At 73.6% G+C, this 24,946-nt stretch carries 22 protein-coding genes and 1 pseudogene; 14 read left to right on the forward strand and 9 right to left on the reverse strand.

The genetic code is table 11. The features are described from left to right. Nucleotides 1–339: 339 nt before the first annotated feature. From RYN42_RS11660 to RYN42_RS11690, 7 genes are all read left to right on the forward strand, one after another. Nucleotides 340–2,592, forward strand: coding sequence for a carbon starvation CstA family protein (locus RYN42_RS11660; protein ID WP_315096285.1), 2,253 nt, complete (start codon nt 340–342; stop codon nt 2,590–2,592). After that, nucleotides 2,589–2,810, forward strand: coding sequence for a YbdD/YjiX family protein (locus RYN42_RS11665; protein WP_315096287.1), 222 nt, complete (start codon nt 2,589–2,591; stop codon nt 2,808–2,810). The genes RYN42_RS11660 and RYN42_RS11665 overlap by 4 nt, the downstream gene beginning before the upstream one ends. Nucleotides 2,811–2,973: 163 nt before the next feature. Further along, a complete protein-coding gene (locus tag RYN42_RS11670; protein WP_315096289.1) occupies nt 2,974–3,558 on the forward strand; it encodes a DUF3000 domain-containing protein in 585 nt (194 codons plus the stop codon). Nucleotides 3,559–3,629: 71 nt separating this feature from the next. After that, nucleotides 3,630–4,148, forward strand: a complete 519-nt coding sequence (locus RYN42_RS11675; protein ID WP_315096290.1) for a LuxR C-terminal-related transcriptional regulator — start codon at nt 3,630–3,632, stop codon at nt 4,146–4,148. 215 nt (nt 4,149–4,363) lie between these two features. Beyond that, on the forward strand, nt 4,364–5,554 hold the full coding sequence (locus tag RYN42_RS11680) for an HRDC domain-containing protein (protein WP_315096320.1): 1,191 nt from the start codon (nt 4,364–4,366) through the stop codon (nt 5,552–5,554). A gap of 127 nt (nt 5,555–5,681) precedes the next feature. Beyond that, nucleotides 5,682–6,926 (forward strand): thiolase family protein, encoded by a 1,245-nt coding sequence (locus RYN42_RS11685; protein ID WP_315096292.1) that lies wholly within the window; start codon nt 5,682–5,684, stop codon nt 6,924–6,926. Continuing rightward, a complete protein-coding gene (locus tag RYN42_RS11690; RefSeq protein WP_315096294.1) occupies nt 6,923–9,037 on the forward strand; it encodes a 3-hydroxyacyl-CoA dehydrogenase NAD-binding domain-containing protein in 2,115 nt (704 codons plus the stop codon). Before RYN42_RS11685 ends, RYN42_RS11690 begins: the two co-directional genes overlap by 4 nt. Nucleotides 9,038–9,041: 4 nt before the next feature. Here RYN42_RS11690 and pflA read toward each other — a convergent pair whose 3' ends face one another. From pflA to dxs, 3 genes are all read right to left on the reverse strand, one after another. Continuing rightward, nucleotides 9,042–9,905 carry a pyruvate formate-lyase-activating protein gene (pflA, locus tag RYN42_RS11695; protein WP_315096296.1) on the reverse strand — a complete coding sequence of 288 codons (864 nt, stop codon included), beginning with the start codon at nt 9,903–9,905 and terminating at the stop codon, nt 9,042–9,044. 8 nt (nt 9,906–9,913) lie between these two features. Continuing rightward, nucleotides 9,914–12,187 carry a formate C-acetyltransferase gene (gene pflB, locus RYN42_RS11700; protein ID WP_315096298.1) on the reverse strand — a complete coding sequence of 758 codons (2,274 nt, stop codon included), beginning with the start codon at nt 12,185–12,187 and terminating at the stop codon, nt 9,914–9,916. Between the two features lie 95 nt (nt 12,188–12,282). Continuing rightward, on the reverse strand, nt 12,283–14,166 hold the full coding sequence (dxs, locus tag RYN42_RS11705; RefSeq protein WP_315096299.1) for a 1-deoxy-D-xylulose-5-phosphate synthase: 1,884 nt from the start codon (nt 14,164–14,166) through the stop codon (nt 12,283–12,285). A 177-nt stretch (nt 14,167–14,343) separates the two neighbouring features. On the opposite strand from dxs, the gene RYN42_RS11710 reads away from it, so the two are divergent. From RYN42_RS11710 to RYN42_RS11730, 5 genes are read left to right on the forward strand one after another with little or no spacing between them, the layout of a single operon-like run. Continuing rightward, complete coding sequence (locus tag RYN42_RS11710) at nt 14,344–15,798, forward strand: GuaB1 family IMP dehydrogenase-related protein (protein WP_315096300.1); 1,455 nt, start codon at nt 14,344–14,346, stop codon at nt 15,796–15,798. Between the two features lie 5 nt (nt 15,799–15,803). Then, nucleotides 15,804–16,496, forward strand: coding sequence for a glutamine amidotransferase-related protein (locus RYN42_RS11715; RefSeq protein WP_315096301.1), 693 nt, complete (start codon nt 15,804–15,806; stop codon nt 16,494–16,496). Then, nucleotides 16,493–17,179, forward strand: coding sequence for a CoA pyrophosphatase (locus tag RYN42_RS11720; protein WP_315096303.1), 687 nt, complete (start codon nt 16,493–16,495; stop codon nt 17,177–17,179). Before RYN42_RS11715 ends, RYN42_RS11720 begins: the two co-directional genes overlap by 4 nt. Before the next feature lies 1 nt (nt 17,180). Beyond that, nucleotides 17,181–18,050, forward strand: coding sequence for an aminoglycoside phosphotransferase family protein (locus RYN42_RS11725; RefSeq protein WP_315096305.1), 870 nt, complete (start codon nt 17,181–17,183; stop codon nt 18,048–18,050). 20 nt (nt 18,051–18,070) lie between these two features. Beyond that, nucleotides 18,071–18,520, forward strand: coding sequence for a DUF1801 domain-containing protein (locus tag RYN42_RS11730; protein ID WP_315096307.1), 450 nt, complete (start codon nt 18,071–18,073; stop codon nt 18,518–18,520). Nucleotides 18,521–18,523: 3 nt separating this feature from the next. Here RYN42_RS11730 and RYN42_RS11735 read toward each other — a convergent pair whose 3' ends face one another. Further along, nucleotides 18,524–19,327 (reverse strand): LLM class flavin-dependent oxidoreductase, encoded by an 804-nt coding sequence (locus RYN42_RS11735; protein ID WP_315096309.1) that lies wholly within the window; start codon nt 19,325–19,327, stop codon nt 18,524–18,526. Then, a complete protein-coding gene (locus RYN42_RS11740; protein ID WP_315096310.1) occupies nt 19,324–20,172 on the reverse strand; it encodes an alpha/beta hydrolase in 849 nt (282 codons plus the stop codon). The genes RYN42_RS11735 and RYN42_RS11740 overlap by 4 nt, the downstream gene beginning before the upstream one ends. Nucleotides 20,173–20,254: 82 nt before the next feature. Between RYN42_RS11740 and RYN42_RS11745 the strand changes: the two genes are divergently transcribed. Together RYN42_RS11745 and RYN42_RS11750 are read left to right on the forward strand one after the other, a co-directional pair. After that, entirely contained in the window at nt 20,255–21,154 is a 900-nt protein-coding gene (locus RYN42_RS11745) for a LysR family transcriptional regulator (RefSeq protein WP_315096312.1), read from the forward strand. A 71-nt stretch (nt 21,155–21,225) separates the two neighbouring features. Further along, complete coding sequence (locus RYN42_RS11750; RefSeq protein ID WP_315096313.1) at nt 21,226–22,554, forward strand: hypothetical protein; 1,329 nt, start codon at nt 21,226–21,228, stop codon at nt 22,552–22,554. Here RYN42_RS11750 and RYN42_RS11755 read toward each other — a convergent pair. The 4 genes and pseudogenes from RYN42_RS11755 to acnA all read right to left on the reverse strand — a co-directional run. Next, nucleotides 22,551–23,189 (reverse strand): hypothetical protein, encoded by a 639-nt coding sequence (locus RYN42_RS11755; RefSeq protein WP_315096315.1) that lies wholly within the window; start codon nt 23,187–23,189, stop codon nt 22,551–22,553. The genes RYN42_RS11750 and RYN42_RS11755 overlap by 4 nt on opposite strands. Continuing rightward, complete coding sequence (locus tag RYN42_RS11760; RefSeq protein ID WP_315096317.1) at nt 23,186–23,803, reverse strand: hypothetical protein; 618 nt, start codon at nt 23,801–23,803, stop codon at nt 23,186–23,188. The genes RYN42_RS11755 and RYN42_RS11760 overlap by 4 nt, the downstream gene beginning before the upstream one ends. Beyond that, nucleotides 23,800–24,480, reverse strand: coding sequence for a hypothetical protein (locus RYN42_RS11765; RefSeq protein ID WP_315096318.1), 681 nt, complete (start codon nt 24,478–24,480; stop codon nt 23,800–23,802). The genes RYN42_RS11760 and RYN42_RS11765 overlap by 4 nt, the downstream gene beginning before the upstream one ends. Nucleotides 24,481–24,592: 112 nt before the next feature. Then, nucleotides 24,593–24,946, reverse strand: a pseudogene (gene acnA, locus RYN42_RS11770) (aconitate hydratase); the annotation flags it as partial.

The raw sequence follows: 24,946 nt of genomic DNA on the forward strand, positions 1-24,946 counted from the left end.
AGTTCCGGGCCAGGTTGCGACCCATCACCGCCAACCCCGTCACACCGATCTGCGCGGTTCCGGTGGCGGTTCCTGAGGCGACCATGCGGCGGAGCTCCTTCGATCGACGGCCGGAGTGCGCCGCGGCCGCGACGGCGACCAGCACGTGGGGCACGTGCAGGCGCAGGTCGGGTGTGGCGACGTCCGGGGGTGCTGGGTGCGCTGACCAGCCTAGTCCGGTGTGCACAGGCACGGGCGGGCGTGCCGGACGGCGAGACGGAGGCGACGGGCCCGGTTGCGCCGCCGCTCGCCGCGCGTAGCGTCGGTGCTCGTCGACGCCGACGCCGAAGGGGGCAGCTCATGGTCGCGCGCACGGAGACCGAGCACGTCCGGACCGACCCCGACCTCCCGCCGGTCGCCGTCCTGGAACGCCGGACCATGCCCGCGTCGCACCGCCTCGTCTTCACTGGCGTCGCCATCCTGGGCGCGGTCGCGTGGTCGGTCGTCGCGCTGGCACGCGGCGAGCAGATCAACGCCGTGTGGATCGTGTTCGCCGCCGTGTGCTCCTACGTCATCGGGTACCGGTTCTACGCGCGGCTCGTCGAGGCGAAGATCGTGCGCCCCCGGAACGACCGCGCCACGCCGGCCGAGCGGTACGAGAACGCCAAGGACTTCATGCCGACCGACCGGCGCGTGCTGTTCGGGCACCACTTCGCCGCGATCGCCGGCGCCGGTCCGCTCGTCGGTCCGGTGCTGGCGGCGCAGATGGGCTATCTGCCGGGCACGGTGTGGATCATCGTCGGCTGCGTCCTCGGCGGTGCGGTCCAGGACTATCTGGTGCTGTCGATCTCCGTCCGGCGACGTGGGCGCAGCCTCGGTCAGATGGCCCGCGACGAGCTCGGGCGCTTCGGGGGCGTCGCGGCGCTCGTTGCCGTGTTCGTCATCATGATCATCATCATCGCCGTCCTGGCGCTCGTGGTGGTCAACGCGTTGGCGGAGAGCCCGTGGGGCGTGTTCTCCATCGCGATGACGATTCCGATCGCGCTCTTCATGGGCGTCTACCTGCGCTTCCTGCGACCCGGCCGGATCTCCGAGGTCACGGCGATCGGCGTCGGGCTGCTGCTGCTCGCGATCGTCGCCGGCGGCTGGGTGGCCGAGACGCAGTGGGGGCAGGACTGGTTCACGCTGAGCCCGGTGGCGCTCGCCTGGTGGCTGGCCGCGTACGGCTTCGCGGCCTCGGTGCTGCCGGTGTGGCTGCTGCTCGCCCCGCGCGACTACCTGTCGACGTTCATGAAGGTCGGCGTGATCGTGCTGCTCGCGGTCGGCATCGTGATCGCGCGGCCGGAGGTCCAGGCACCGGCCGTGTCGTCCTTCGCGCTCCGCGGCGACGGCCCGGTGTTCGCCGGCACCTTGTTCCCGTTCCTGTTCATCACGATCGCGTGCGGCGCCCTGTCCGGGTTCCACTCGCTCATCGCCTCCGGGACCACGCCGAAGCTGTTGGAGAAGGAGAGCCAGGCGCGGCCCATCGGGTACGGCGCCATGCTCACCGAGTCGTTCGTCGCGGTGATGGCGCTCATCACCGCCGTGGTCATCGACCAGCACCTGTACTTCGCGATGAACGCACCCGCGGGCGCGACGGGTGGCACGCCGGAGACGGCAGCCGAGTACGTCAACGGGCTCGGTCTGGCCGGGACGCCCCTCACCGCCGGGGAGATCGAGGGTGCCGCCGCCGCGGTCGGCGAGGAGTCGGTCGTCTCCCGGACCGGCGGTGCGCCGACGCTGGCGTTCGGCATGTCCCAGGTGCTCAGCTCGGCCTTCGGCGGCTCCGGGCTGGCGGCGTTCTGGTACCACTTCGCGATCATGTTCGAGGCGCTGTTCATCCTCACGACGGTGGACGCAGGGACACGCGTCGCACGCTTCATGCTCTCCGACAGCCTGGGCAACATCGGGGGCCCGCTGAGCAGGTTCCGCGACCCCTCGTGGCGCGTCGGCGCGTGGTTCTGCTCGGTCGCGGTCGTCGTCCTCTGGGGCGCGATCCTGCTGATGGGAGTGACCGACCCGCTCGGTGGGATCAACACCCTCTTCCCCCTCTTCGGGATCGCGAACCAGCTGCTCGCCGCGATCGCCCTCACCGTCGTGACCGTCGTCGTCGTCAAGAAGCAGCTCTACCGCTGGGTGTGGATCCCCGCCGTCCCCCTGGTGTGGGACCTGGTCGTGACGATGACCGCGTCCTACCAGAAGATCTTCTCCAGCGAGCCACGCATCGGGTACTGGGCGCAGCATCGTGCCTTCCAGGACGCCAGAGCCGCCGGGGAGGAGACCTTTGGCGTCGCGACGACACCCGAGGCGATGGACGCGGTCATCCGCAACACGGCCATCCAGGGGACCCTGTCGATCATCTTCGCCGTCCTGGTGCTGGTCGTCGTGGCCGTCGGTGCCGCGGTGATGGTGCGCTCCGTGCGCGCCGGCGGCCTGCCCACCTCGGAGGAACCGGACGCGCCGTCGCGCATCTTCGCGCCGCGCGGGATGATCCCGTCGGCCGCCGAGCGCGAGGTCCAGGGTCTCTGGGACGCGCACACGCGTGACCGCACCACGACGGGAGCGGGGTCGTGAACGCCCGGACCGTCCTGCTCCGGCTCGTGGACGCGTCGGTCCGGGGCGGTAGCGCCGTGCGCTGGTACGCGGCGTCGCTGCTCGGCGACCACGACTACGCCCGTTACGTCGAGCACGTCGCGCGGGTGCATCCCGGCACCGACCCAGGGTCAGAGGCGGCGTACTGGCGAGCCCGGCACGCGGAGCAGGACGCCCACCCGGGAGCGCGCTGCTGCTGAGGGCCGCCGGGCACGGGTGCCACGCCTCGACGTCGGCACCCGGGCGGCGACGGACCGCCGCGGGCCCGAGCCGGTGGACCATCGGGAGGGCGACCGCATCACCGCGCGGTGGGGCGGCGTGCCGGACACCGGTTCGGGTCGGCTCACCCGTACGCTCGCGCACGTGACACCCGCTGGTCCGGAGGACGTCCCCGCCGAGTTCGTCAACGCGTTGCGCTCGTTGCGTCGGGTGACCGTCCGCCCCGAGGTGATCCTCGACGAGGTGCCGGGCCCCGCGCGCATCGCGCCCTTCTCCGCGGCCCTCACCGCCGAGGTGCGCACCGCGCGCCGGTCGGTGAACGCGGCCGAGCTGGCGTCCGGGCGCTTCGTCGTCCTGTACGACCCGGCGGGCCAGGAGGCGTGGGACGGCCACTTCCGCCTCGTCACCCTCGTCCGCGTCACGCTCGAGGCCGAGGTCGGCGCCGATCCGATGCTCGCCGAGGTGGCATGGACCTGGTTCACCGACGCCCTCGAGGAGTCGGGCCTCGACGCGCACGCGGCGGGGGGTACCGTCACCAGGGTGCTCTCGCAGAGCTTCGGCGCCCTCGAGCGACGGTCGGAGCAGACCGAGCTGGAGATCCGCGCCTCCTGGACCGCGGCCGACGAGGACCTGGGCCCGCACCTGCAGGCCTGGGGCACCCTCCTGTGCACGGCCGCCGGCCTCGAACCACTGCCCGACGGCGTCGTCGCCCTCGGGCCGAGGCGCTGACCTCAGGCCCGGGGGGGCATGCGCAGGGCAACCGGCTCAAGTCGTCAGGTCATGGTGCCGATGACTCGCCTGTGAGCATCGAGCCCCTGCGACGAGACCTGGCCCCCGCCCGACGGCCCGAGCTCCGGCCCGGTGTGCCCAGCTCCCGCACGGTCCCGCCCACGTCGACCCAGCAGATGTGCGTCGTCGTCACCGAGGTCGCCGACGGTGACGGTGCGTCGCTGGTCCGCAACCTGCGCCGCCGCGGAGCACCGCGCGTCGTGGTCCTCACGCGCCGCGCGAGCCGCCCCGAGCTCTCCGTCCTGCTCCAGGGCGGGCTGCGCGGAGCGGTCGCCGGCGCCACCGCCCCCAGCCTGCAGCGCGCAGCCGTCGCGACGGTGCCGCCGCCGCCGCTGCCGGACCTGACCGCCCGCGAGGTCAGCGTGCTCAAGCTGGTGGCCGACGGCCGCACCAACCGCCTCATCGGCGAGGACCTCGGCCTGTCCGCCCTCACCGTGAAGAGCCACCTCGCCCGGATCTCCCGCAAGCTGGGCACCGGCGACCGGGCGGAGCTCGTCGCGATCTCCATCCGCGGTGGCGTGCTGTCCTGACCTGCGCACGTACGGACGCCGTACCGGTGGAAGTACGCGCCGCCCGCGCGGCCTGCACAGATGCGTCCGCACCGTCGCTTACCGTTGACCTCATGCGACCTGAGGCGACAGCCGGCGCCCCCGCAGGGGGATCCGTGCCGCCATCCACCCCGGACGACGAGACCCTCGACCTCGAGGTCGGCACGCCCGCGGACGACGCGGGTCCTGAGGTCGTCATGCTCACCGAGCCCGCGGAGGGCATCCCGCCGGTCGTCGAGACCCCCGAGGCGCTCGCCGCGGTCGTCGCGGCGTTCGGCGCGGGCACGGGACCGGTCGCCGTGGACGCCGAGCGCGCGTCCGGCTACCGCTACGGGCAGCGTACGTACCTGGTCCAGCTCCGCCGGGAGGGCGCCGGCACCGCCCTGATCGACCCGATCGCCGTGCCGGACCTGTCGGCGCTGAGCGAGGCGCTGGTCGGCGTCGAGTGGGTGCTGCACGCCGCGTCGCAGGACCTGCCCGGTCTCGCGGAGCAGGGTCTGCGGCCCAGCCGGGTGTTCGACACCGAGCTCGGCGCGAGGCTGCTCGGTCTGGACCGGGTGGGGCTGGCCGCCGTCGTCGCGGACGCCCTCGGTCTCGGTCTGGCCAAGGAGCACTCGGCGGTCGACTGGTCGACGAGGCCCCTGCCGTCCGAGTGGCTCCGGTACGCCGCGCTCGACGTCGAGGTGCTGGTGGAGCTGCGCGAGGTGCTGGCCGAGCGCCTGGCCGTGGCCGGCAAGGCCGAGTGGGCCGCGCAGGAGTTCGAGGCCGTCCGCACCGCCCCGCTGCCGCCGCCCCGCGTCGAGCCGTGGCGCCGGGTGTCCGGCCTGCACGCGATCCGCGACGCCCGCCGGCTGGCCGTGGTGCGCGAGCTCTGGCTCACCCGGGACCAGAACGCCCGCACCCGGGACATCTCGCCCGGCCGCGTGCTGCCGGACCACGCCATCGTCGCGGCCGCCCAGGCGCTGCCGGGCTCGGTCGCCGCACTGACCGCACTCCCGGCGTTCGCGGGCAAGGGCACGCGGCGCCGCGCCGCGCTGTGGCAGCAGGCCATCGACCGCGCGCTCGAGCTGCCGGAGGCGGACCTGCCGTCCGTCCGTGGCCCGAAGAGCGACGCACCCCCGCCACCGCGGGCCTGGGCCGAGAAGGACCCGGCCGCAGCCGCCCGTCTGGCCGCCGCGCGCGAGGTGGTGACCGAGCTGTCCACCACGCACGAGGTGCCGGCCGAGAACCTCCTGCAGCCGGACCTGCTGCGGCGGCTGTGCTGGACGCCCCCCGCCACGCTCGACGCCGACGCGATCGCCGCGTTCCTGCAGGCGGGCGGCGCGCGGCCGTGGCAGATCGGCCTGGTCGCGCAGCGGCTGGCCGAGGCGTTCGCGACCCTCCCCTAGGACCGAAGTCCCTGTTACTCTGGAGTAACTTATGGCTGGCCACGCCCGGGCGACCCGGGTAGCGTCGGCCGGCACGGGCCCGCCCTCGCAGGCTCGTCGGACACCGCCGTCCCGCTCTGGAGGCTCGATGCCCACCACATCTCCGCGACCCGCAGCCCTGGTCCGCCGCGTCGTGTTCGTCGACGGGGTGCGCACCCCGTTCGGCCGCGCGCGCAAGGACGGGCTGTACGCCCACACCCGCGCCGACGACCTCTCGGTCAAGACCGTCCGCGAGCTGCTCCGCCGACACCCCCAGCTCCCGCCCGAGCGCATCGACGAGGTCGCCATCGCCGCGACCACCCAGCAGGGCGACCAGGGCCTGACGCTCGGGCGCACCGTCGGCGTCCTGGCCGGGCTCCCCCGCTCCGTCCCGGGCTACGCGATCGACCGCATGTGCGCCGGCGCGATGACCGCGGTGACCAACACGGCCGCTGCCATCGGCTTCGGCGCGCAGGACGTCGCCCTGGCCGGCGGGGTCGAGCACATGGGCCACCACCCGATGGGCTTCGACGCCGACCCGAACCCCCGGTTCCTGTCCGAGCGCCTGGTGGCGAACGACGCCCTGAACATGGGCGTGACCGCAGAGAACCTGCACGACACGTTCCCCGCCCTGACCCGCGAGCGGGCGGACGCGTACGGCGCCGCCAGCCAGGCCAAGTACGCCGCGGCGCTGGCCGCCGGGAAGATCGACCCCGACCTCGTCCCGGTCGCGCTGCGCGACCCGGAGCAGGGCTGGGGCCTCGCCACCGCCGACGAGCCGCCGCGGCCCGGCACCACGGTCGAGGCGATCCTGAAGCTGCCCACGCCGTTCCGCGCAGGCGGCCGGGTGACCGCGGGGACCGCCGCGCCGCTCACCGACGGCGCCGCGTCCTGCCTGCTCGCCGCCGAGGAGACCGCCGCCGAGCTGGGTCTGCCCACGCGCATGCGGATGGTGTCGTTCGCGTACGCCGGCGTCGAGCCCGAGATCATGGGCATCGGCCCGGTCCCGGCCACCATCAAGGCGCTCGACCGCGCCGGGCTGTCCATCGAGGACATGGGCCTGTTCGAGATCAACGAGGCGTTCGCCGTCCAGGTGCTCTCGTTCCTCGACGCGTTCGGCATCGCCGACGACGACCCCCGCGTCAACCAGTACGGCGGCGCGATCGCGGTCGGCCACCCGCTGGCCTCGTCGGGTGTGCGCCTGATGACGCAGCTGGCCCGCCAGTTCGAGGAGAACCCGGACGTCCGCTTCGGCCTGACCACCATGTGCGTCGGTCTGGGGCAGGGCGGCACCGTCATCTGGGAGAACCCGCACCACGCCGACTACGAGCCTCTCGAGGGGGACGCCAAGTGAGCAGCACCACCGAAGCCCGCGCGGAGCGCGTCAGCCACGCACTCGTCCGCGACGTCACGCTGCCCGGCGGCGCAGGCACGCTCGCCCTCGTCACCGTCGACAACGGCCTGGACCACACCAAGCCGACGACGCTCGGTCCGCTCGGCATGGCCGAGCTCACCGAGGCGCTCACGGCTCAGCAGGCGCGCGCCGCAGCGAGCGAGATCGTCGCCGTCGCCGTCACGGGCAAGCCGTACTACCTGGCCGCCGGCGCCGACCTCACCCAGATCGGCTCCGTACCCGGCCGCGAGGGCGCGCTGCAGCTCGGCCAGAACGGGCACCGCGCCTACGAGCTGCTGCACACCATGGGGGTGCCGACCTTCGCGTTCGTCAACGGCGTCGCCCTGGGTGGCGGCATGGAGCTGGCGCTCAACTGCGACTACCGCACGGTGGCGTCCGACGTCCGGGCGCTCGCGCTCCCGGAGACCGGCCTCGGCCTGGTGCCCGGCTGGGGCGGCGCGTACATCGTCCCGCGCCTGATCGGGGTGGAGAAGGCGCTCGACGTCATCCTCACCCGCCCCGCGGCCAACAAGCCGTTCGCGGCGGTCGAGGCCACCACGCTCGGCCTGATGGACGTCGTGCTCGACCCGGCCGACTTCCTGGAGGAGTCGATCCGGTGGGCCGCCCGCGTGGTGACCGGCGACGTCGTCGTCGAGCGCCGCGAGCTCGACCCGCCAGAGGTCTGGGACGGCGTCGTGGCCGCCGCCCGCCAGCGCCTCGACGCGGTCATCAACCGGTCCCGCCCCGCGCCGTACCGCGCCCTCGACCTGGTCGCCGCCGCCCGCACGGCCACGCGGGAAGAGGCGTTCGCCGCCGAGGACGAGGCGCTCGCCGACCTCATCATGAGCGACGAGATGCGCGCGTCGGTGTACGCGTTCGGGTTGGTCTCGGGGGGCAAGAAGCCCGTCGGCGCCCCCGACCGCTCCCTCGCGCAGCCCGTCACCCGCGTGGGCATCGTCGGTGCCGGGCTGATGGCCTCGCAGATCGCCCTGCTGTTCGCGCAGCGCCTCGGCGTGCCGGTCGTCATGCGCGACCTCGACCAGGAGCGCGTCGACAAGGGTCTGGCTGCGGTGAGGTCCTCCGTGGACCGGCTCACGTCGACCGGCCGGCTGAGCGAGTCCGCCGCGAGCCGGCTGCTCGGCTCGATCCAGGGCACCACCGACCTCGCCGAGTTCGCCTCCTGCGACCTCGTCATCGAGGCGGTCACCGAGATCCTCGACCTGAAGAAGAAGGTGTTCGCGGAGCTGGAGACAGTGATCTCCCCGACCGCCATCCTCGCGACGAACACCTCGGCCCTGTCCGTCTCCGCCATGGCCGCGGATCTGCAGCACCCGGAGCGCGTGGTCGGCCTGCACTTCTTCAACCCGGTGGCTGCCATGCCGCTGGTGGAGGTCGTGCAGGCCGAGCAGACCTCGCTCGAGGCGCTGGCCACCGGGTTCGCCGTCGCCTCGAAGCTGCGCAAGACGGCCGTCCTCGTGGCGGACCGCCCGGGCTTCGTCGTGAACCGGCTGCTCGTGCTCCTGCTCGGCGTGATCGTCGACGCCGTCGAGAAGGGCACGCCGGTCGAGGTCGCGGACCGCGCGCTGCGGCCCCTCGGGCTGCCGATGCCGCCGTTCGAGCTGTTCGACCTGGTCGGGCCCGCCGTCGGCCTGCACGTGCTCACGTCGCTGCGCGAGGAGCTGGGCGACCGGTTCCCCCGCTCCCCCGGCCTCGAGAAGCTCGTCGCCGAGGGCACCACGGTCGTGCTCCCGGCCAGGGCCAAGGGGCTGCCGAAGCCGGTCGACCCCGCCATCCAGGCGGTGTTCGACGCCACGGGCACCGGGGACGCCCCGCTCGACGAGGCCGGGGTGCTCGACAGCGTGCTCACCGCCCTGACCGTCGAGGTCGGGCACATGCTCGAGGAGGGCGTCGTCGCCACCCCGCAGCAGATCGACCTGTGCATGATCCTCGGCGCCGGGTGGGGGTTCCACCTGGGCGGCCTCACGCCGTACCTGGACCGCACCGGCTACTCCGAGCGCGTGCTCGGTCGACGGATCCTGCCGGACGGCGTCGCGAACGTGCCCGCCGCCTAGACGATCAGAAGACGCTGAGCCCTCGGTCCCGGAACGTCGCGCGCACGCGCTCGACGAGCTCCGGGGTCGGGGGCGCGGTGTCCTCCAGCTGGTACTTCATCCCCAGCTCGTCCCACTTGTCCCGGCCCATCTGGTGGAACGGGAGGACCTCGACGCGCTCGACGACGGACCCGAGACCCACCACGTGATCGGCCACCGACTCGACGTTCTCCGGGGCGTCCGTCAGCCCGGGGACGAGGACGAACCGCACCCAGGTGCGCTTGCCGGCGTCCCGCAGACGTGCGCCGAAGTCGAGCGTGGGCTGCAGCGCACGACCCGTGACCGCGCGGTAGGTGTCCGGCAGGCCGGACTTGATGTCCAGGAGCACCAGGTCGATGTCCGCGAGCATCGCGTCGGTGCACTGGCTGCCCAGGAACCCGGACGTGTCCACGGTGGTGTGCACGTCCATGGCCTTGGCGCCGCGGAGCAAACGACCCAGGTAGGCGGGCTGCATCAGCGGCTCGCCGCCCGACACCGTCAGACCCCCACCGGTGGCCTTGAAGACCGGGCGGTACCGGGCGACGCGCGCCAGGATCTCGTCGGCCGGCACGTCCGTCCCGCGCCGCATCTGCATGGTGTCGGGGTTGTGGCAGTAGAGGCACTGCAACGGGCAGCCGGCCAGGAAGACGGTCAGGCGCGTGCCCGGACCGTCGACCGCCGTGACCAGCTCCCACGAGTGGACGGAGCCGACGGAGCCGGACCGCACCGCCGCCATCTTCGCGGCGTGGTCGAGCTCGACGGACGACAGTCCCGCCGTGCCGGACCGCGACCGGGGCAGACCCAGGTGCACGGACGGCCACGGCGCCGCGTCGTGCACCTGGGTGGTCATCGCCTGACTCAGACCGATCCGTGGAACGTGCGGGACAAGACGTCGAGCTGCTGCTCGCGGGTGAGCCGCACGAAGTTCACCGCGTAGCCGGACACCCGGATGGTGAGCTGCGGGTACTCCTCGGGGTGCTCCATGGCGTCCTCGAGGGTCTCGCGGTTCAGCACGTTGATGTTCAGGTGGTAGCCCGAAGACATCATGTACGCGTCCAGCAGCCCGACCAGGTTGGAGACCTGCTCGTCGCGGGTGCGCCCCAGACCGGTCGGGATGACCGACGAGGTCAGCGAGATCCCGTCCATCGCCTCGCCGTACGGGATCTTGGCGACGGAGAGCGCGGAGGCGAGCATCCCGTGCGCGTCGCGCCCGTTCATGGGGTTGGCGCCGGGTGCGAACGGCTGGCCGGCCTGACGCCCGTCGGGGGTCGACCCGGTCGACTTGCCGTACACGACGTTCGACGTGATGGTCAGCACCGACTGCGTGTGCAGGGCGTCGCGGTACGTCGGCGTCTTGCGCAGCTTGGTCATGAAGGACTCGACCAGCCACACCGCGATCTCGTCGGCGCGGTCGTCGTCGTTGCCGTAGGTCGGGAAGTCGCCGTCCACCACGTAGTCGGTGACGAGCCCGTCGACCGTGCGCACGGGGTGCACGGCGGCGTACTTGATGGCCGACAGCGAGTCGGCGACCACCGACAGGCCGGCGATGCCGCACGCCATGGTGCGCAGGATCTCGCGGTCGTGCAGGGCCATCTCGAGGCGCTCGTACGCGTACTTGTCGTGCATGAAGTGCACGCAGTTGAGCGCGTCGACGTAGGTCTGGGCGAGCCAGTCGAGCATCACGTCGAGCTTGGCGACGACGTCGTCGTAGTCCAGCACGTCGCCGGCGACGGCCGGCGCCGACGGGGCCACCTGCTTGCCGGTCATCTCGTCGCGTCCGCCGTTGATCGCGTACAGCAGCGCCTTGCCCAGGTTCACGCGGGCACCGAAGAACTGCATCTGCTTGCCGACGCGCATCGGGGACACGCAGCAGGCGATCGCGGCGTCGTCGCCCCACGACTCACGGATGAGGTCGTCGGACTCGTACTGCAGCGCGGAGGTGTCGATGGAGACCTGCGTGCAGAACCGCTTGAAGCCGTCGGGCAGGTTGTCGGTCCAGAACACCGTCAGGTTCGGCTCGGGGGCCGGGCCCAGGTTGTAGAGCGTCTGCAGGTACCGGAACGAGGTCTTGGTGACCAGCGTCCGCCCGTCCTCGCCCATGCCGCCGATCGACTCGGTGACCCAGGTGGGGTCGCCCGAGAACAGCTCGTCGTACTCGGGGGTGCGCAGGAACCGCACGATCCGCAGCTTGATCACCAGGTCGTCGATGAGCTCCTGCGCGTCCTGCTCGGTCAGCCGGCCAGCGACCATGTCGCGCTGCAGGTAGACGTCGAGGAACGTGGAGGTGCGGCCCAGCGACATGGCCGCGCCGTTCTGCTCCTTCACGGCGCCCAGGTAGGCGAAGTACAGCCACTGGACGGCTTCCTTCGCGGTCTGCGCGGGGCCCGAGATGTCGTAGCCGTAGGACGCGGCCATCTGCTTGAGCTCGCCGAGCGCACGGATCTGCTCCGCGTTCTCCTCGCGGTCCCGGATGACGTTCTCCGAGGAGCGCTCGCGGTCCAGGTCGGCACGGTCCTCGCGCTTGGCGGCGATGAGGGCGTCGACCCCGTAGAGCGCCACGCGCCGGTAGTCGCCGATGATGCGGCCGCGGCCGTAGGCGTCGGGCAGGCCCGTGATGAGGTGGGCGGAGCGGGCGGCGCGGACGGCCGGCGGGTAGACGTCGAAGACGCCGGCGTTGTGGGTCTTGCGGTACTTGGTGAAGATCTCGCCGACGATCGGGTCGGGCTCGAACCCGTAGGTCTCCAGGGCCTTCTCGACCATCCGGTAGCCGCCGTTGGGCATGATCGCGCGCTTGAGCGGCGCGTCCGTCTGCAGGCCGACGATGATCTCGTGGTGCCGGTCGATGTACCCGGGCTCGTGCGAGGTGATCGTGGACGGCGTGTGCTGGTCGATGTCGTAGACACCGCGGGCCCGCTCGGCGGGGAACATCGCGGTCAGGCGGCCCCACAGCGCGGTCGTCCGCGGGGTCGGACCGGCCAGGAACTCGGCGTCGCCCGTGAAGGGCGTGTAGTTGCGCTGGACGAAGTCTCGGACGTCGATCCGGTCCATCCACGGCCCGGCCGCGAAGCCGTCCCAAGCCGGGGATCCGGTCGACTCGTTGCGCGTGTTCGCGGGCAGTGTGTTGATGGACATCTGTGCTCCTCCGACGTGGTCGTTACCCTCGACGCTACGGAAAACAGGCCCATTCATCCCAGGACCAAAGGCCCCAGGTACCTGTGACGCGGCACTCACACCGGTCGGCCGACCGCGGCGAGCACGTCGCGCGCCACGTCGCCCGGCCGCAGGCGCAGCTCGGTCACCAGCTGCTCCCTCGTGGCGTGGTCCAGGAACGCCCGAGGGACGCCGAAGGCCTGCACGGGCGTCGCGATGCCGGCCTCGCGTGCCCGCTGGGCGACCAGGGAACCGAGGCCGCCGTCCACCAGACCGTCCTCGATGGTCACGACGTGGTCGTGGTCCCCCACCAGCTTGGTGAGCGCTCCGGCGACCGGGATCGCCCAGCGGGGGTCGACCACGGTGACGCGGAGCCCGTGGGCAGCGAGCACCTCGGCGGTCTCGAGCGCCGTCTGGGCCATCGCGCCGTACCCCACCACGAGCAGGTGGGGCGCGTCCGCCGGGCCGTCGTGCCGGGCGAGGACGTCCACGCCGTCGAGGTGGTCGACGGCAGGCACGGGGTCGACCAGGGCGCCCTTGGGGTAACGGACCACCGTCGGGGCGTCGTCGACGTCCACGGCGGTCCGCAGGGCGTCCCGCAGCGTCTCCTCGTCGCGCGGCGCGGCCAGCCGCAGGCCGGGGACCATCCCGAGCATCGCCAGGTCCCACATGCCGTTGTGGCTGGCCCCGTCAGACCCCGTCAGGCCGGCCCGGTCGAGCACGAACGTCACGCCGGCCTTGTGCAGGGCGACGTCCATGAGGACCTGGTCGAACGCGCGGTTGAGGAAGGTCGCGTACACCGCGACGACGGGGTGCAGGCCGCCGAACGCCATGCCCGCGGCCGACGTGGCCGCGTGCTGCTCGGCGATGCCGACGTCGAAGACCCGCGCGGGGAACTCGGCGGCGAACGGCGCCAGACCCACCGGCTGGAGCATGGCCGCGGTGACGGCGACGACGTCGGGACGCCGCCGCCCGATGCGCACCAGCTCGTCCGCGAACACGCTCGTCCACTCGAACCGCGACGGTGCGACGGGCAGCCCGGTCTCGGGGTGGATCTTGCCGACCGCGTGGAACCGGTCCGCGACGTCCTGCTCCGCGGGCACGTAGCCGCGGCCCTTCTCCGTGATGACGTGCACGATGACCGGCCCGCCGAACGACTTGGCGTTCTGCAGCGCCCGCTCGACGGCGCGCACGTCGTGCCCGTCGACCGGTCCGACGTACTTGATGCCGAGGTCCTCGAACATCCCCTGCGGCACCAGGACGTCCTTGATGCCCTTCTTCATGCCGTGCAGGGCCTCGTACGCCGCGCGGCCGGGCGGGCCGGACCGGCGCAGCGTCCGCTTGCCCCAAGACAGCACGTTCTCGTAGCCCTGCGTGGTGCGCAGGGTGTCGAGGTGGTGGGCGAGCCCGCCGATGGTCGGTGCGTACGACCGGCCGTTGTCGTTGACGACGATCACGAGCCGGCGGTCCTGGCCCGCGGCGATGTTGTTGAGCGCCTCCCAGGCCATGCCGCCGGTGAGCGCGCCGTCACCGATCACCGCGACCACGTGCCGGTCGCCGCGGCCCTGCAGCTCGTTGGCCTTCGCGATGCCGTCGGCCCAGCTGAGCGCCGTCGAGGCGTGGGAGTTCTCGACCACGTCGTGCTCGGACTCCGCACGGCTGGGGTAGCCGGACAGGCCGCCCCTGCTGCGCAGCTGTGAGAAGTCCCGGCGCCCGGTGAGCAGCTTGTGCACGTAGGACTGGTGACCGGTGTCGAACACCATGGTGTCCAGCGGCGACTCGAACACCCGGTGCATCGCGATGGTCAGCTCGACGACCCCCAGGTTGGGGCCCAGGTGGCCGCCGGTCCGGGACACCTGCTCGACCAGGAAGGTGCGGATCTCTGCGGCGAGGTCGTCGGCCTGGCGCGAGGTGAGCCGGCGCAGGTCGTCCGGGGAGCTGATGCGGTCGAGCAGACCCATGGTGGTGCTCCTCCTCCGGTGTGCGGCGACGCTGCCGCACCCTGCGGACGCCGAAAGTCGTGTCCACACTGTAGATGGGCCCGGGCAGGACGACGCGCTGGGGCCGGTCACACCCCTGTGCGGGCCCCGTGAAGAGAGGCCCCGACCGACTACCATGGATCGGAAAGGGGATCACCCATGCGCTTCCTGCCCGGCCACGCGGCCACCTCCGACCTCACCTACGGCGACGTCTTCCTCGTCCCGTCGCGTTCCGAGGTCACCTCCCGGTTCGACGTCGACCTCACGGCCGTCGACGGCACCGGCACCACCGTCCCCGTCGTCGTCGCCAACATGACGGCCGTGGCCGGCCGGCGGATGGCCGAGACGGTCGCCCGCCGCGGCGGCATCACGGTCCTCCCCCAGGACGTCCCCACGGACGTGGTGGCCGAGGTCGTCTCCTCGGTCAAGGCGCGGCACACCGTGGTGGAGACCGCGGTGGTGGTCAGCCGGCACGACACGGTGCACACCGCACTGACCCTCATCGGCAAGCGCTCGCACGGCGCCGCCGTGGTGGTGGACGACGGCAAGCCCGTCGGGGTCGTCACCGAGGCCGACTGCCAGGGCGTGGACCGCTTCACGCAGGTCGAGGAGGTCATGAGCGCCCACCCGACCACGGTGGACCTCGCGATGATCGAGCAGGGCGGGCTGCATGGGCTGGAGGCGGCCTTCGAGAAGCTGCACGGCTCGCGTCGCAAGTTCTCCCCGGTCGTGCGCGACGGCGAGCTGGTCGGTGTGCTCACGCGGATCGGTGCGCTGCGCTCGTCCATCTACCAGCCCGCGGTCGACGGCCAGGGGCGCCTGCGCGTGGCGGCTGCCGTGGGCATCAACGGCGACGTGAAGCAGAAGGCCCTCGAGCTCCTGGAGGCCGGGGTGGACGTCCTCGTGGTCGACACCGCCCACGGGCACCAGCGCAAGATGCTCGACGCGCTCGGCGCCGTCCGCAGCCTCGACCCGCAGGTGCCGGTCGTCGCGGGCAACGTCGTGACCGCCGAGGGCACGCGTGACCTGATCGCGGCCGGTGCGGACATCGTCAAGGTCGGCGTCGGGCCGGGCGCCATGTGCACCACCCGCATGATGACCGCCGTCGGGCGTCCGCAGTTCTCCGCGGTGCTCGAGTGCGCGGCCGAGGCCCGCCGGCTGGGCAAGCACGTGTGGGCCGACGGCGGGGTCCGCCACCCGCGCGACGTCGCGCTGGCCCTCGCGGCCGGTGCCTCGCAGGTGATGGTGGGCTCGTGGTTCGCCGGCACGCACGAGTCCCCCGGCGACCTGCACGAGGACGGCAACGGCCGGCTGTACAAGGAGAGCTTCGGCATGGCGTCGGCGCGCGCCGTGGCCGCCCGCACCAAGGGCGGCTCCGCGTTCGACCGGGCCCGCAAGGCGCTCTACGAGGAGGGCATCTCCTCGTCGCGCATGTTCCTGGACCCCCGCCGCCCCGGCGTCGAGGACCTCATCGACACGATCACCGCGGGGGTGCGCTCGGCGGCCACCTACGTCGGCGCGACCACGCTCGACGAGCTCCACGAGCGCGCCGTCGTCGGCATCCAGTCGGCGGCGGGCTACGAGGAGGGGCGCCCGCTGCCCGACGGGTGGTGACCGGCATGCGACCCGTCCTGGTGCTCACGCACGCCCCGCACGAGGGCCCCGGCCTGATCGCCCGCGGCCTCGACGCCCCGCTGCGCGTGCGCACGGTGCTCGACCTCGACGACGCCCGGCTCCCCCGGCTCGACGAGGTGTCCGGCGTCGTCGTCATGGGTGGCCCGATGGACGCCGACGACGTGCCCGGTCACCCGGGTCTGGCCGCCGAGCGGGCGCTCGTGGCCGCTGCGGTCGACGCCGACGTCCCCGTGCTGGGCGTGTGCCTCGGCATGCAGATCCTCGCCCTCGCGCTCGGGTCCCGCCTGCACCTGCGCGCGGCGACGGAGATCGGGTTCGCCCCCGTCGACGTCGTGGCCGACGACCTCGTCCTCGGCGCCCTCGGCAGCCGGCCGACGGTGCTGCACTGGCACGCGGACACGGTCGACCTGCCGCCGGGCGCCACGCTCCTCGCCTCGACCGAGGCGACGCCGGTGCAGGCCTTCCGGGCGGGCAGCGCCCTCGGCCTGCAGTTCCACCCCGAGCTCGACGCGGGAATGCTCGACCTCTGGCTCGCGACGCCGGACATGGTCGGGGACCTCTCCCCCGAGGAGATCGAGCAGATCCGCGACGACGGCGCCCGGCACCTGCCGGGCCTGGTCCCCGCCGCCGAGAAGATGTTCTCCGCCTTCGGGGAGCTCGTCCGGGCCCGCGGATGACCGGCCCCACCCCGGTGGTCCGTGGGGCGCGCGCCGAGCTGGTCGACCTGTGCGCACGCGGCGTCGACTGGCGCCTGGACCCGGCCCGCGTCCTCGACGACGTGTCGGCAGCCCGTCCCGCCGCGGTGCTGGTGCTCTTCGGCGCCCTCGACGACGCCCCCGCCCGCAGCGGCTCGCCCGCCGTGGCGCGGGACCTCGACGTGCTGCTCCAGCGGCGGGCCGGCACCCTCGGCCACCACGCAGGGCAGATCGCGTTCCCCGGCGGCCGGCTGGAACCGTCCGACGCCGGGCCGCAGGAGGCCGCCCTGCGCGAGGCCGTCGAGGAGGTCGGGCTGGACGCGTCCGGCGTCGAGGTGCTCGGCACGCTCCCGCCGCTGCCCGTGCCGGTGAGCAACCACCTGGTCACGCCGGTGCCCGCGTGGTGGACCCACCCGTCGCAGGTCGCGGCCGTCGACCACGCCGAGACGGTCGACGTGTTCCGCGTCCCCGTCGCCGACCTGCTGGACCCGACCAACCGCGCCAGCGTCGAGCACGCGCGCTGGGGCCGACCCGTGCGCACCCCGGCGTTCACCGTGGACGGCGTGCTGGTCTGGGGTTTCACCGCCATCGTGCTCGCCCGCATGTTCGACGCGCTCGGCTGGGCGGTCCCGTACGACACCCGCCGCGTCGTCCAGGTCTCCTGAGGTGGTCCACCCCCTCCCCGAGATCGAGGTCACCGAGGACCTCGCCCGCACGCTGCTGCGGGAGCAGCACCCGGACCTGGCCGACCTGCCGCTGACGTGGTCCGGAACCGGCTGGGACAACGCGCTCTGGCGGATCGGCGACCACCTGGCGGCCCGGTTCCCCGTGCGCGCGGTCGCCGCTCCCCTGGTCGCGCACGAGCAGCGCTGGCTCCCCGTCCTGGCACCGCGGCTGCCGGTCGACGTGCCGGTGCCCGTCCGGGTCGGCATCCCGTCCGCCACCTATCCGTGGGCGTGGAGCGTCGTCCCCTGGTTCGACGCCGTCGCAGCCCACCGCACGCCGGTGGCCGGCCGCACCTCCTGGGCGAGGCAGCTGGCGGACGTGTTCGTCGCGCTGCACCGGCCGGCCGCCGGTGACGCACCGGTCAACCCCTACCGCGGGGTGCCGGTCGGGCCACGCGAGCAGCCGCTCACCGAACGGCTCGAGCGGCTCGCGCTCCCGGACGCGCACCGGATCCTGGAGCGCTGGCGCGAGCTCGCGGCGGCGCCCGCCTGGGACGGGCCGGCGCTCTGGCTGCACGGCGACCCGCACCCGGCCAACCTCCTGGTGCACGACGGCCGGCTGCGCGCGGTCATCGACTTCGGGGACGTGACCTCCGGGGACCCGGCCTCCGACCTGTCGACCGCGTGGCTCACCTTCGACCCCGACGGCCGGGCCGCGTTCCAGGCCGGGCTGGCCTACGACGACGCGACCTGGCGGCGCGCACAGGCCTGGGCCCTGCACATGGCCGTCGTGCTGCAGATGCACCCGGTCGACCATCCCCACCTCGCGGAGATCGGGCGGCACGGCGTCAGGCAGGCGCTCGCGGAGTGACACCGCGCGATACTGGCCGGATGGCGAACACACCGAACAAGACCACCGCCACCGACGCCGACGTCGACGCGTTCGTGGCCGCCGTGGACCACCCCGTCCGTCGTCGGGACGCGGAGCGCCTGGTCGCCCTGATGGGCCGCGTGACCGGCGAGCAGCCGCGGATGTGGGGGCCGACGATGATCGGCTTCGGCAGCTACCACTACAGGTACGACTCCGGCCGCGAGGGCGACGCCGGCGCCGCCGGGTTCTCCCCGCGGAAGGCGGCCACCACCGTGTACCTGCCGGACGGCGTCGACGCGCACGCCGACCTGCTCGCGGCGCTCGGGCCGCACACCGTGGGCAAGAGCTGCGTGTACATCAAGGACCTGGACACCGTGGACCTGGGCGTCCTCGAGGAGGTCGTCCGCCGCTCGTTCGCCGCGGTGAACGCAGGGCTGCCCGGCACCCGGTCACCTGCCGGCGACGGCTGACCGTCAGGCCGACGGCCCCGCGCGCACCATGCGGCGCACCGCGTCCAGGCGCAGCGTCGCGGGGTCGACGTCGGTGAACACCCAGGTCGCTCCCGCGGCGACCCAGGGCGCCGGGTCCGCGCCGGGCACCAGCTCGATCGCGACGTCGTAGGGCCGCGCCCGGTCGGTCCGCAGCGCGTCCACCTGTGCCACCGCCTCCGCCAGCTGGTCCGGCGACGTGAGGTTGACCGGGAAGACGCCGTCGTGACGTGCCGCACGTCGCAGCGGGCGCTGGTTCCCAGGGAACGCCGCGACCCAGACCGGGATGTGACCCCGCACCGGGGTGGGCAGGAAGGCGATGCCGTCCACGACGTGGTGCGGGCCGTGGTGCCGGACCGGCTCGCCCGTCCACGCGGAGCGCAGGATCTCGAGGGACTCGTCGAGCAGCTCGGCGCGCGTCCGGTCCCGCACGGGCTCCCCGGTCCGGGAGTACTCGGCCGCGAACGAGTCGCTGCCGACGCCCACCCCCAGGATGAGACGCCCGCCGCTGAGGCGGTCGAGGGAGACGGTCTCGCGCGCGACCTTGGTGGGCCGACGCCGCGCCAGGGGGCTGACCATCGGCCCGAGCGCCACACGGCTCGTCACCGCGGCGGCGGCCGCGAGGCAGACCCAGGGGTCGGCCACCGCCGTCACCGGCGCCCTCCAGGCCAGCTGGTCCCACACGAAGAACCCGTCCCACCCCGCGTCCTCCGCCTCGACTGCGAGGTCCGCGACCACGCGGGGGTCGGCGAGCTCGTCGAACAGGGGCAGCCACACCGCGGACCTCATCGCGGGCCCCTGGGCGCGGTGTGCTCCAGCAGCGCAGCCGTGAACTCGTCCCACCGCGCCGGCGGCAGCTCGTGACCGGCCCCCTCGAGCACGACCAGCCTCGCCCCCGGTATCGCGTCCCTCAGCGCGTGCGCGTGCGGGAGCGGGAAGACCGGGTCCAGCTCGCCGTGGACGACGAGCGCCGGCACCGCGATGTCGCCGAACCCGCCGCGCACGGGACCCGGGGTGGCGATGGCGAAGTGGTGGTTCGCGGCGCTCGGGTCTGTCGCCCGCGCCAGGTCGATCTCGACCAGCCGACGCACGTGCACCTCGTCGAACAGGGTCGACCCGCCGTCGTACGCCCGGATCACCGCGACCGTGTGCTCGACCCACGCCGCGTGGTCGTCGAGGGCGGGGGCGGGGGCGTCGGCGGCCGCCAGGAAGGCAGGTGTCGGTCCGGGCAGGCCGTCGTCGCCCGTCGTCGTGGACAGGAACGTGACGGTCTCGACGCGGTCGGGATGATCGACGGCCAGGATGAGCGCCGTCCCGCCCGACATCGAGCGGCCCACCACGTGCACCGTGTCGAGGCTGAGCGCGTCGACGATCCCGAGGGCGTCGCGAGCCAGGTCCCTCAGGTCGTAGGTCGGGTGCCCACCCGGCGAGACGGTCGACCGGCCCGTGTCGCGCTGGTCGTAGCGGATGACGTACCTGCGCCCTGCCGCGAGCCGGTCGCACAGCTCCTCCTCCCACCCCACCATCGACGCGGCGGCGCCGTGGATGAGCAGGATCGCCGGATCGCCGGGGTCGCCCGCGGTCTGCACGCAGAGCTCGACGTCGCCGATCGGGAGCACAGTCTCCGGGTTCATGGGATCGACGCTAGGACGGGTTCATCACCGTGAACAGCGATCGTTCGTGATCCTGACGATCGCAACAAGCGATACTGGGCGGATGCTGGACCTCCGCCTCCTCGCCGCCCTCGACGCCGTCGCCCGCACGGGCACGTTCGGGGCGGCCGCCACCGAGCTCGGCTACACGCAGTCGACGCTCAGCCAGCAGGTCGCTGCCCTGGAGCGACGCGTCGGAGGGGCCGTCTTCGACCGTCCCGGCGGAGCCCGCCGACCCCGGATCACCCCGCTCGGTCGGCTCGTCCTGGCCCAGGCGAGGATCCTCCTCGGGGCCGACGCCGCTGCGCGGGACGCCATCGACCGCTTCCACTCCGGAGGCGGGCGGGTCGACGTCGGCACCTTCCAGACGGTCACCAACGTGCTGCTGCCGATGGTCGTCGACCGGCTCCGGGCCGAGCACCCCGACGCCGACATCCGGCTGTTCGAGGACGAGACCGACGAGCCACCGCTCGATCTGCTCGACCTCGTGTTCCTCGACGTCCCCGCCCCGCAGGATGCCGACCACGTCGAGGTGTTCCGGGACGAGCACGTCGTCGTGGCCCCGGCCGGTGCGTTCCCGGCCGGGTCCGTCCCGCTGGGCGCGCTGGACGGCCGCACGATGGTGGCCCTCCCGCCCATCTGCGACCAGGCGGTCGTCGAGGCCGCGCTCGCCCGGGCCGCGGTCGTGCCGGACATCGTCTTCCGGACCGTGGACAACCAGGGCATCACCTCGATGGTGCGCGCGGGGCTCGGCGTGGCCGTCATGCCCGTGCTCTCCGTGTGGGGTCAGCGCCACGACGACGCCCTGTCGTTCCACCGGCTCGAGCCGGCGGTCCCGGACCGAGTGGTCCAGGTGGTGTCCCGGGGCACCCTGTCGCCGCTCGCGGCGCGGCTCCGCGAGCTGTCCGTCGACGCCGGCCGGCGCCTGGTGCACGACCTCGCAGCTGCCCGCGCGACGTCCTGAGAGGCGGCGCACCGGGGTGCCCTCGCGGGTCGCACCCGCACCGGTGGCCTGAGCAGGTCATGATGTGCGGCGTGAGCGACGCACCGGCCCCTGGCCCCACCCCGCCCGGCGGGCTCCGCGGCTGGCTGCGCGACCTCGGCTCGGTCGTCGCCCAGGGCGCCCGTCTCTGGGTGCGCACGTGGCCCCTGCTGCTCGTCATCGCCCTGCTCGCCGTCGCCGGACGGCACGCGGCCGGCTGGGCCGCCGTGAACGCGTCGACCGTGAACAACACCCTCGGCTGGGCGGTGCTCGTGCTCGCGCCGCTGAGCATGGTCGCCGGGATCGTCGCGATGCTGCACGTGCTGCGCCGGGACCTGCCCGCGCTCGGCGCCGTCGGCCGGACGCGCGCCCCCGACGACCCGGCCTCCGGGCACGAGCGGGGTCTGGTCGACGTCCTCGCCTCGGTGTTCGTGCCGTTCCTCGCCCTGTACGCCTCGTACGGGCTGCTGGAGGAGGACCGCTCGCGGTTCCTCAACACGGCCGTGTACCGGGAGTTCGTGGAGAACGGGTTCTCGCTCGGCGACGACCGCCCGAGCGGCGCGTTCGTCGACCTGGCGACCGGCTGGGGCCTGGTGGCCGTCGTCGTCGTGGCGGTCGTCCTGCGCTGGCTGCTCGGTCGGTGGGAGGGCCGCAGCCACCGCCGCGCGCTCGCGTTCGCGGGCGCCTACGTCGAGGCGTTCTGGCTGCTGGCCGTGGCGGCGTTCGCCACGCAGCTCCTCGACGGCGTGTGGGCGTGGGTCGAGAACCGGCGCGCCGTGGCGATCGTGCTCGAGTGGTGGCTCACCGTGCTGGACGCGCTCGGCCCGGTCGCCGGCCCCGTCGACGCGGCGGTCGACGCGGTCGCGGGCGTGCTCGGCAACCTCGACGACCTGGTGGTGATCCCGCTCGCGTGGCTCACGGTCGGTGCGGTCGTCTACGGGCACAAGCTCGCGTCGCCGCCGAAGCGCGAGCCCCGCCTGCGCCCCCCGGCCGCGTGGCAGCGGGTACCGGCTCCGGTGCGGCGCTGGACCACCGAGGCTGCGGCGCCCGTCGTCGGCGACGTCCGCGGACGCTTCACGGCCCTCGTGGACGGGCTGCGCCGGCTCGCGATCGCAGGGCTCGGCCCGATGCTCGTGTTCGCGCTCGCCTTCCTCGTGGCGACGCGGCTCGAGGAGGGCATCCTGCTGCTCGCCCGGGCGATCAGCGGTCCGCAGGACGTCGACACCTGGCTCGCGTTCGCGCCGATGGTCTCCTCCGTCGCGACGGCCGTGGGCCTGACCGTGACGATGGCGCTGCTCGCGGCGGGCGTCGACCGGATCCTGGCGGGCCAGTCGGCGGCCGGGGCGCGTTCACCCGAGCCCGTGGGGTCCGCAGAGATCTAGCTCGGGGCCTCGAGCAGCACGTACCGCGGCATCTGCCACCAGAGCGCGACGTCGGCCACCTCGACGCCCTCGGGGACGACGACCACCGGCGAGACGGACCACGTGCCGGGGCGTGCCGGGGCGTCCGGGTCGGCGAACGCCCACGGTCCCGGTGAGCCCTCGGGGACGCACGGCATCGCGGACTGGAGCGCACCCCAGCCACTGGCGACGTAGCCGTAGCGGGTACCGGCCGCATCCCGCACCGCCAGGAAGCAGCCGGCGAGCACGACGTCCGGGTCCGCGCTCAGGGTCAGGTCGACCTGCACCGCGCGGGTCCCGGTGGGCAGCTCCATGTCCTCGGGCAGGGTCGTCGCCGTACGGACACCGTCGAGGCGCACCTGGACGTCGATCGGCATCGTGCCGCCGGCGCCGTCGTAGACCCGCTGCTCGAAGCCCACGGTCGCGCCCGCCTCCGCCGTGGTCGGGACGCGCAGGTCCTTCTCCCACCACAGCGTGCGGACACGGTCGCCCGCCGCGACGAGCGCGAGCGCGAGCGCCACCGGCAGCGCGGCGAGGGCCCAGCGGTTGCGGCGCCACCACCCGGGCGCGGGCTGCACGGGTGCGGTCGGTTCAGGCCAGCCGGTCGTCGTGGTCACGGCTGCTCCGGGGGTTCGTCGGACCACGCGCCGGCGAGCACGGGGGCGTCGTCGGACGCCCACGCGTCCGCGTCGGCCTGCGTGAGGCCCAGGTCGATGTCGGCGACGTCGTCGCGCCGCTGGTCCTTCTGCAGCAGACCGACGCGCAGGTGCGCTCCCGGCACCGCCTCGGGCGGCAGCTCGACGCGCAGCGTCGCGTAACGAGGGATCCCCGGCTGCGCCGTGCCGGACAGGAACCAGGACCGGCCGCCGGTGAACACCGTGTACGTGCGTCCGTCCCCGCCCAGCAGCTCCGCGAAGCCGAGCGCCCGCGGCTGGCCGGTGACCTCGAGGGTCAGGGGCACGACGAGCCAGACACCGGGCGTCGCCAGCAGGGTCCCGTCGTCGTTGTCCAGCACGGTCGAGCCGGTGGGCTCCCCTGCCGTCAGGCGCGCGTACCGGAGCTCGACGGGTTCCCCGATGGTCGCGGGGCGGACGAACGACGCCTGTACGCGCTCGGAGACCGGGAACGCGGTGACCACGGCGTGACCGACGGCCAGGGCGGCGAGCACGGCCGCGCCCGCGCCGAGCACCTGGGCACGGGGACGACGCAGGCGGGGGACGCGCTCGCTCACTCGGCCGCCTCCTCGTCGGACCCGGCCTCGCGCACGTCCAGCTCGGCCTGCAGCGTCGTCGTCGGGTCCCACCACGCGACCGTCGGGTCGAGGCTGCCCTTGCGCCACGTGTGCCGCTGCAGCAGCACGGTCGCGGTGGTCGGCGGCGCCACCGACCCGTCCTGCTCGAAGAGGAACGCCGCCTCGTACGTCAGGCCGGGCTGGACGGGGCTGAGCGACGAGCCGTCCTCGAGCAGGGCGATCGACGACGACACCACCCCGGGGACCAGCGGATCGGGCTCCTCGACCAGCCCGTCGACGCCCGTGAGCGTGAGCGCGTCCTGCAGGGTGACACCCAGGACGCCCACGTCGCTCGTGTTGCGCACCGTCGCGACCACGCCGATCCAGCGGTTGCCGTCCTCCGAGAGGTACTGCCCGGGCAGCTCGGGGGTCCACACGACGCGGTGCACGGTCAGCTCGAACGGTGCGACGTCCACCGGGGTGTCGACCGCCAGCACCTCGGGGCCGTCCTGCGTCTGCTCCTGGAGCCCGCCGAACGCCGCCGTGACGGCGAGGAGGACGACCGCCCCGCCGAGGCCGATGCGCCGCAGCGGCTGGTCGAGGACGCGGCGCGCGACCGTGCTGCCGCTCGCGCGGGCACGGGCGCGCAGGTCGGGCGGGGCGGCGGGTCCGGACACGGGCCCGAGTGTAGGTGCGAGGAGCCGCACCGCTCGGCTGACGGCGGTGTGTCGGACGCATCGAGCCCGGCCCCCGACGGGCGGGGACCGGGCTCGAGGGTGACGGCGGTGGTCAGGCCGTGACGAGCGACCGGAGCACGTACTGCAGGATCCCGCCGTTGCGGTAGTAGTCCGCCTCGCCGGGGGTGTCGATGCGCAGCACCGCGTCGAACGCGACGACCGAGCCGTCGCCCTTCGTCGCCGTGACGGCCAGCGTGCGGGGGGTGGTGCCCTCGTTCAGCGCCGTGACGCCCGTGATGTCGAACGTCTCCGTGCCGTCCAGACCGAGGGAGTCGGCCGACTCGCCCTCGGGGAACTGCAGCGGCAGCACGCCCATCCCGATGAGGTTGGAGCGGTGGATCCGCTCGAAGCTCTCGGTGATGACCGCCTTGACGCCCAGCAGGCTGGTGCCCTTGGCGGCCCAGTC

The organism is uncultured Cellulomonas sp. (genome assembly GCF_963527515.1).
Classification (GTDB): domain Bacteria; phylum Actinomycetota; class Actinomycetes; order Actinomycetales; family Cellulomonadaceae; genus Cellulomonas.

Bases quoted from the DNA above. Each gene is read 5' to 3' on its own strand.
- RYN42_RS11710 (WP_315096300.1), top strand. From the start codon at position 14,344: ATGCGCTTCCTGCCCGGCCACGCGGCCACCTCCGACCTCACCTACGGC.
- pflA (WP_315096296.1), bottom strand. From the start codon at position 9,905: ATGACCACCCAGGTGCACGACGCGGCGCCGTGGCCGTCCGTGCACCTG.
- pflB (WP_315096298.1), bottom strand. From the start codon at position 12,187: ATGTCCATCAACACACTGCCCGCGAACACGCGCAACGAGTCGACCGGA.
- RYN42_RS11745 (WP_315096312.1), top strand. From the start codon at position 20,255: ATGCTGGACCTCCGCCTCCTCGCCGCCCTCGACGCCGTCGCCCGCACG.
- RYN42_RS11680 (WP_315096320.1), top strand. From the start codon at position 4,364: ATGCTCACCGAGCCCGCGGAGGGCATCCCGCCGGTCGTCGAGACCCCC.
- RYN42_RS11685 (WP_315096292.1), top strand. From the start codon at position 5,682: ATGCCCACCACATCTCCGCGACCCGCAGCCCTGGTCCGCCGCGTCGTG.
- RYN42_RS11715 (WP_315096301.1), top strand. From the start codon at position 15,804: ATGCGACCCGTCCTGGTGCTCACGCACGCCCCGCACGAGGGCCCCGGC.
- RYN42_RS11720 (WP_315096303.1), top strand. From the start codon at position 16,493: ATGACCGGCCCCACCCCGGTGGTCCGTGGGGCGCGCGCCGAGCTGGTC.
- RYN42_RS11730 (WP_315096307.1), top strand. From the start codon at position 18,071: ATGGCGAACACACCGAACAAGACCACCGCCACCGACGCCGACGTCGAC.
- RYN42_RS11660 (WP_315096285.1), top strand. From the start codon at position 340: ATGGTCGCGCGCACGGAGACCGAGCACGTCCGGACCGACCCCGACCTC.
- RYN42_RS11735 (WP_315096309.1), bottom strand. From the start codon at position 19,327: ATGAGGTCCGCGGTGTGGCTGCCCCTGTTCGACGAGCTCGCCGACCCC.
- dxs (WP_315096299.1), bottom strand. From the start codon at position 14,166: ATGGGTCTGCTCGACCGCATCAGCTCCCCGGACGACCTGCGCCGGCTC.
- RYN42_RS11740 (WP_315096310.1), bottom strand. From the start codon at position 20,172: ATGAACCCGGAGACTGTGCTCCCGATCGGCGACGTCGAGCTCTGCGTG.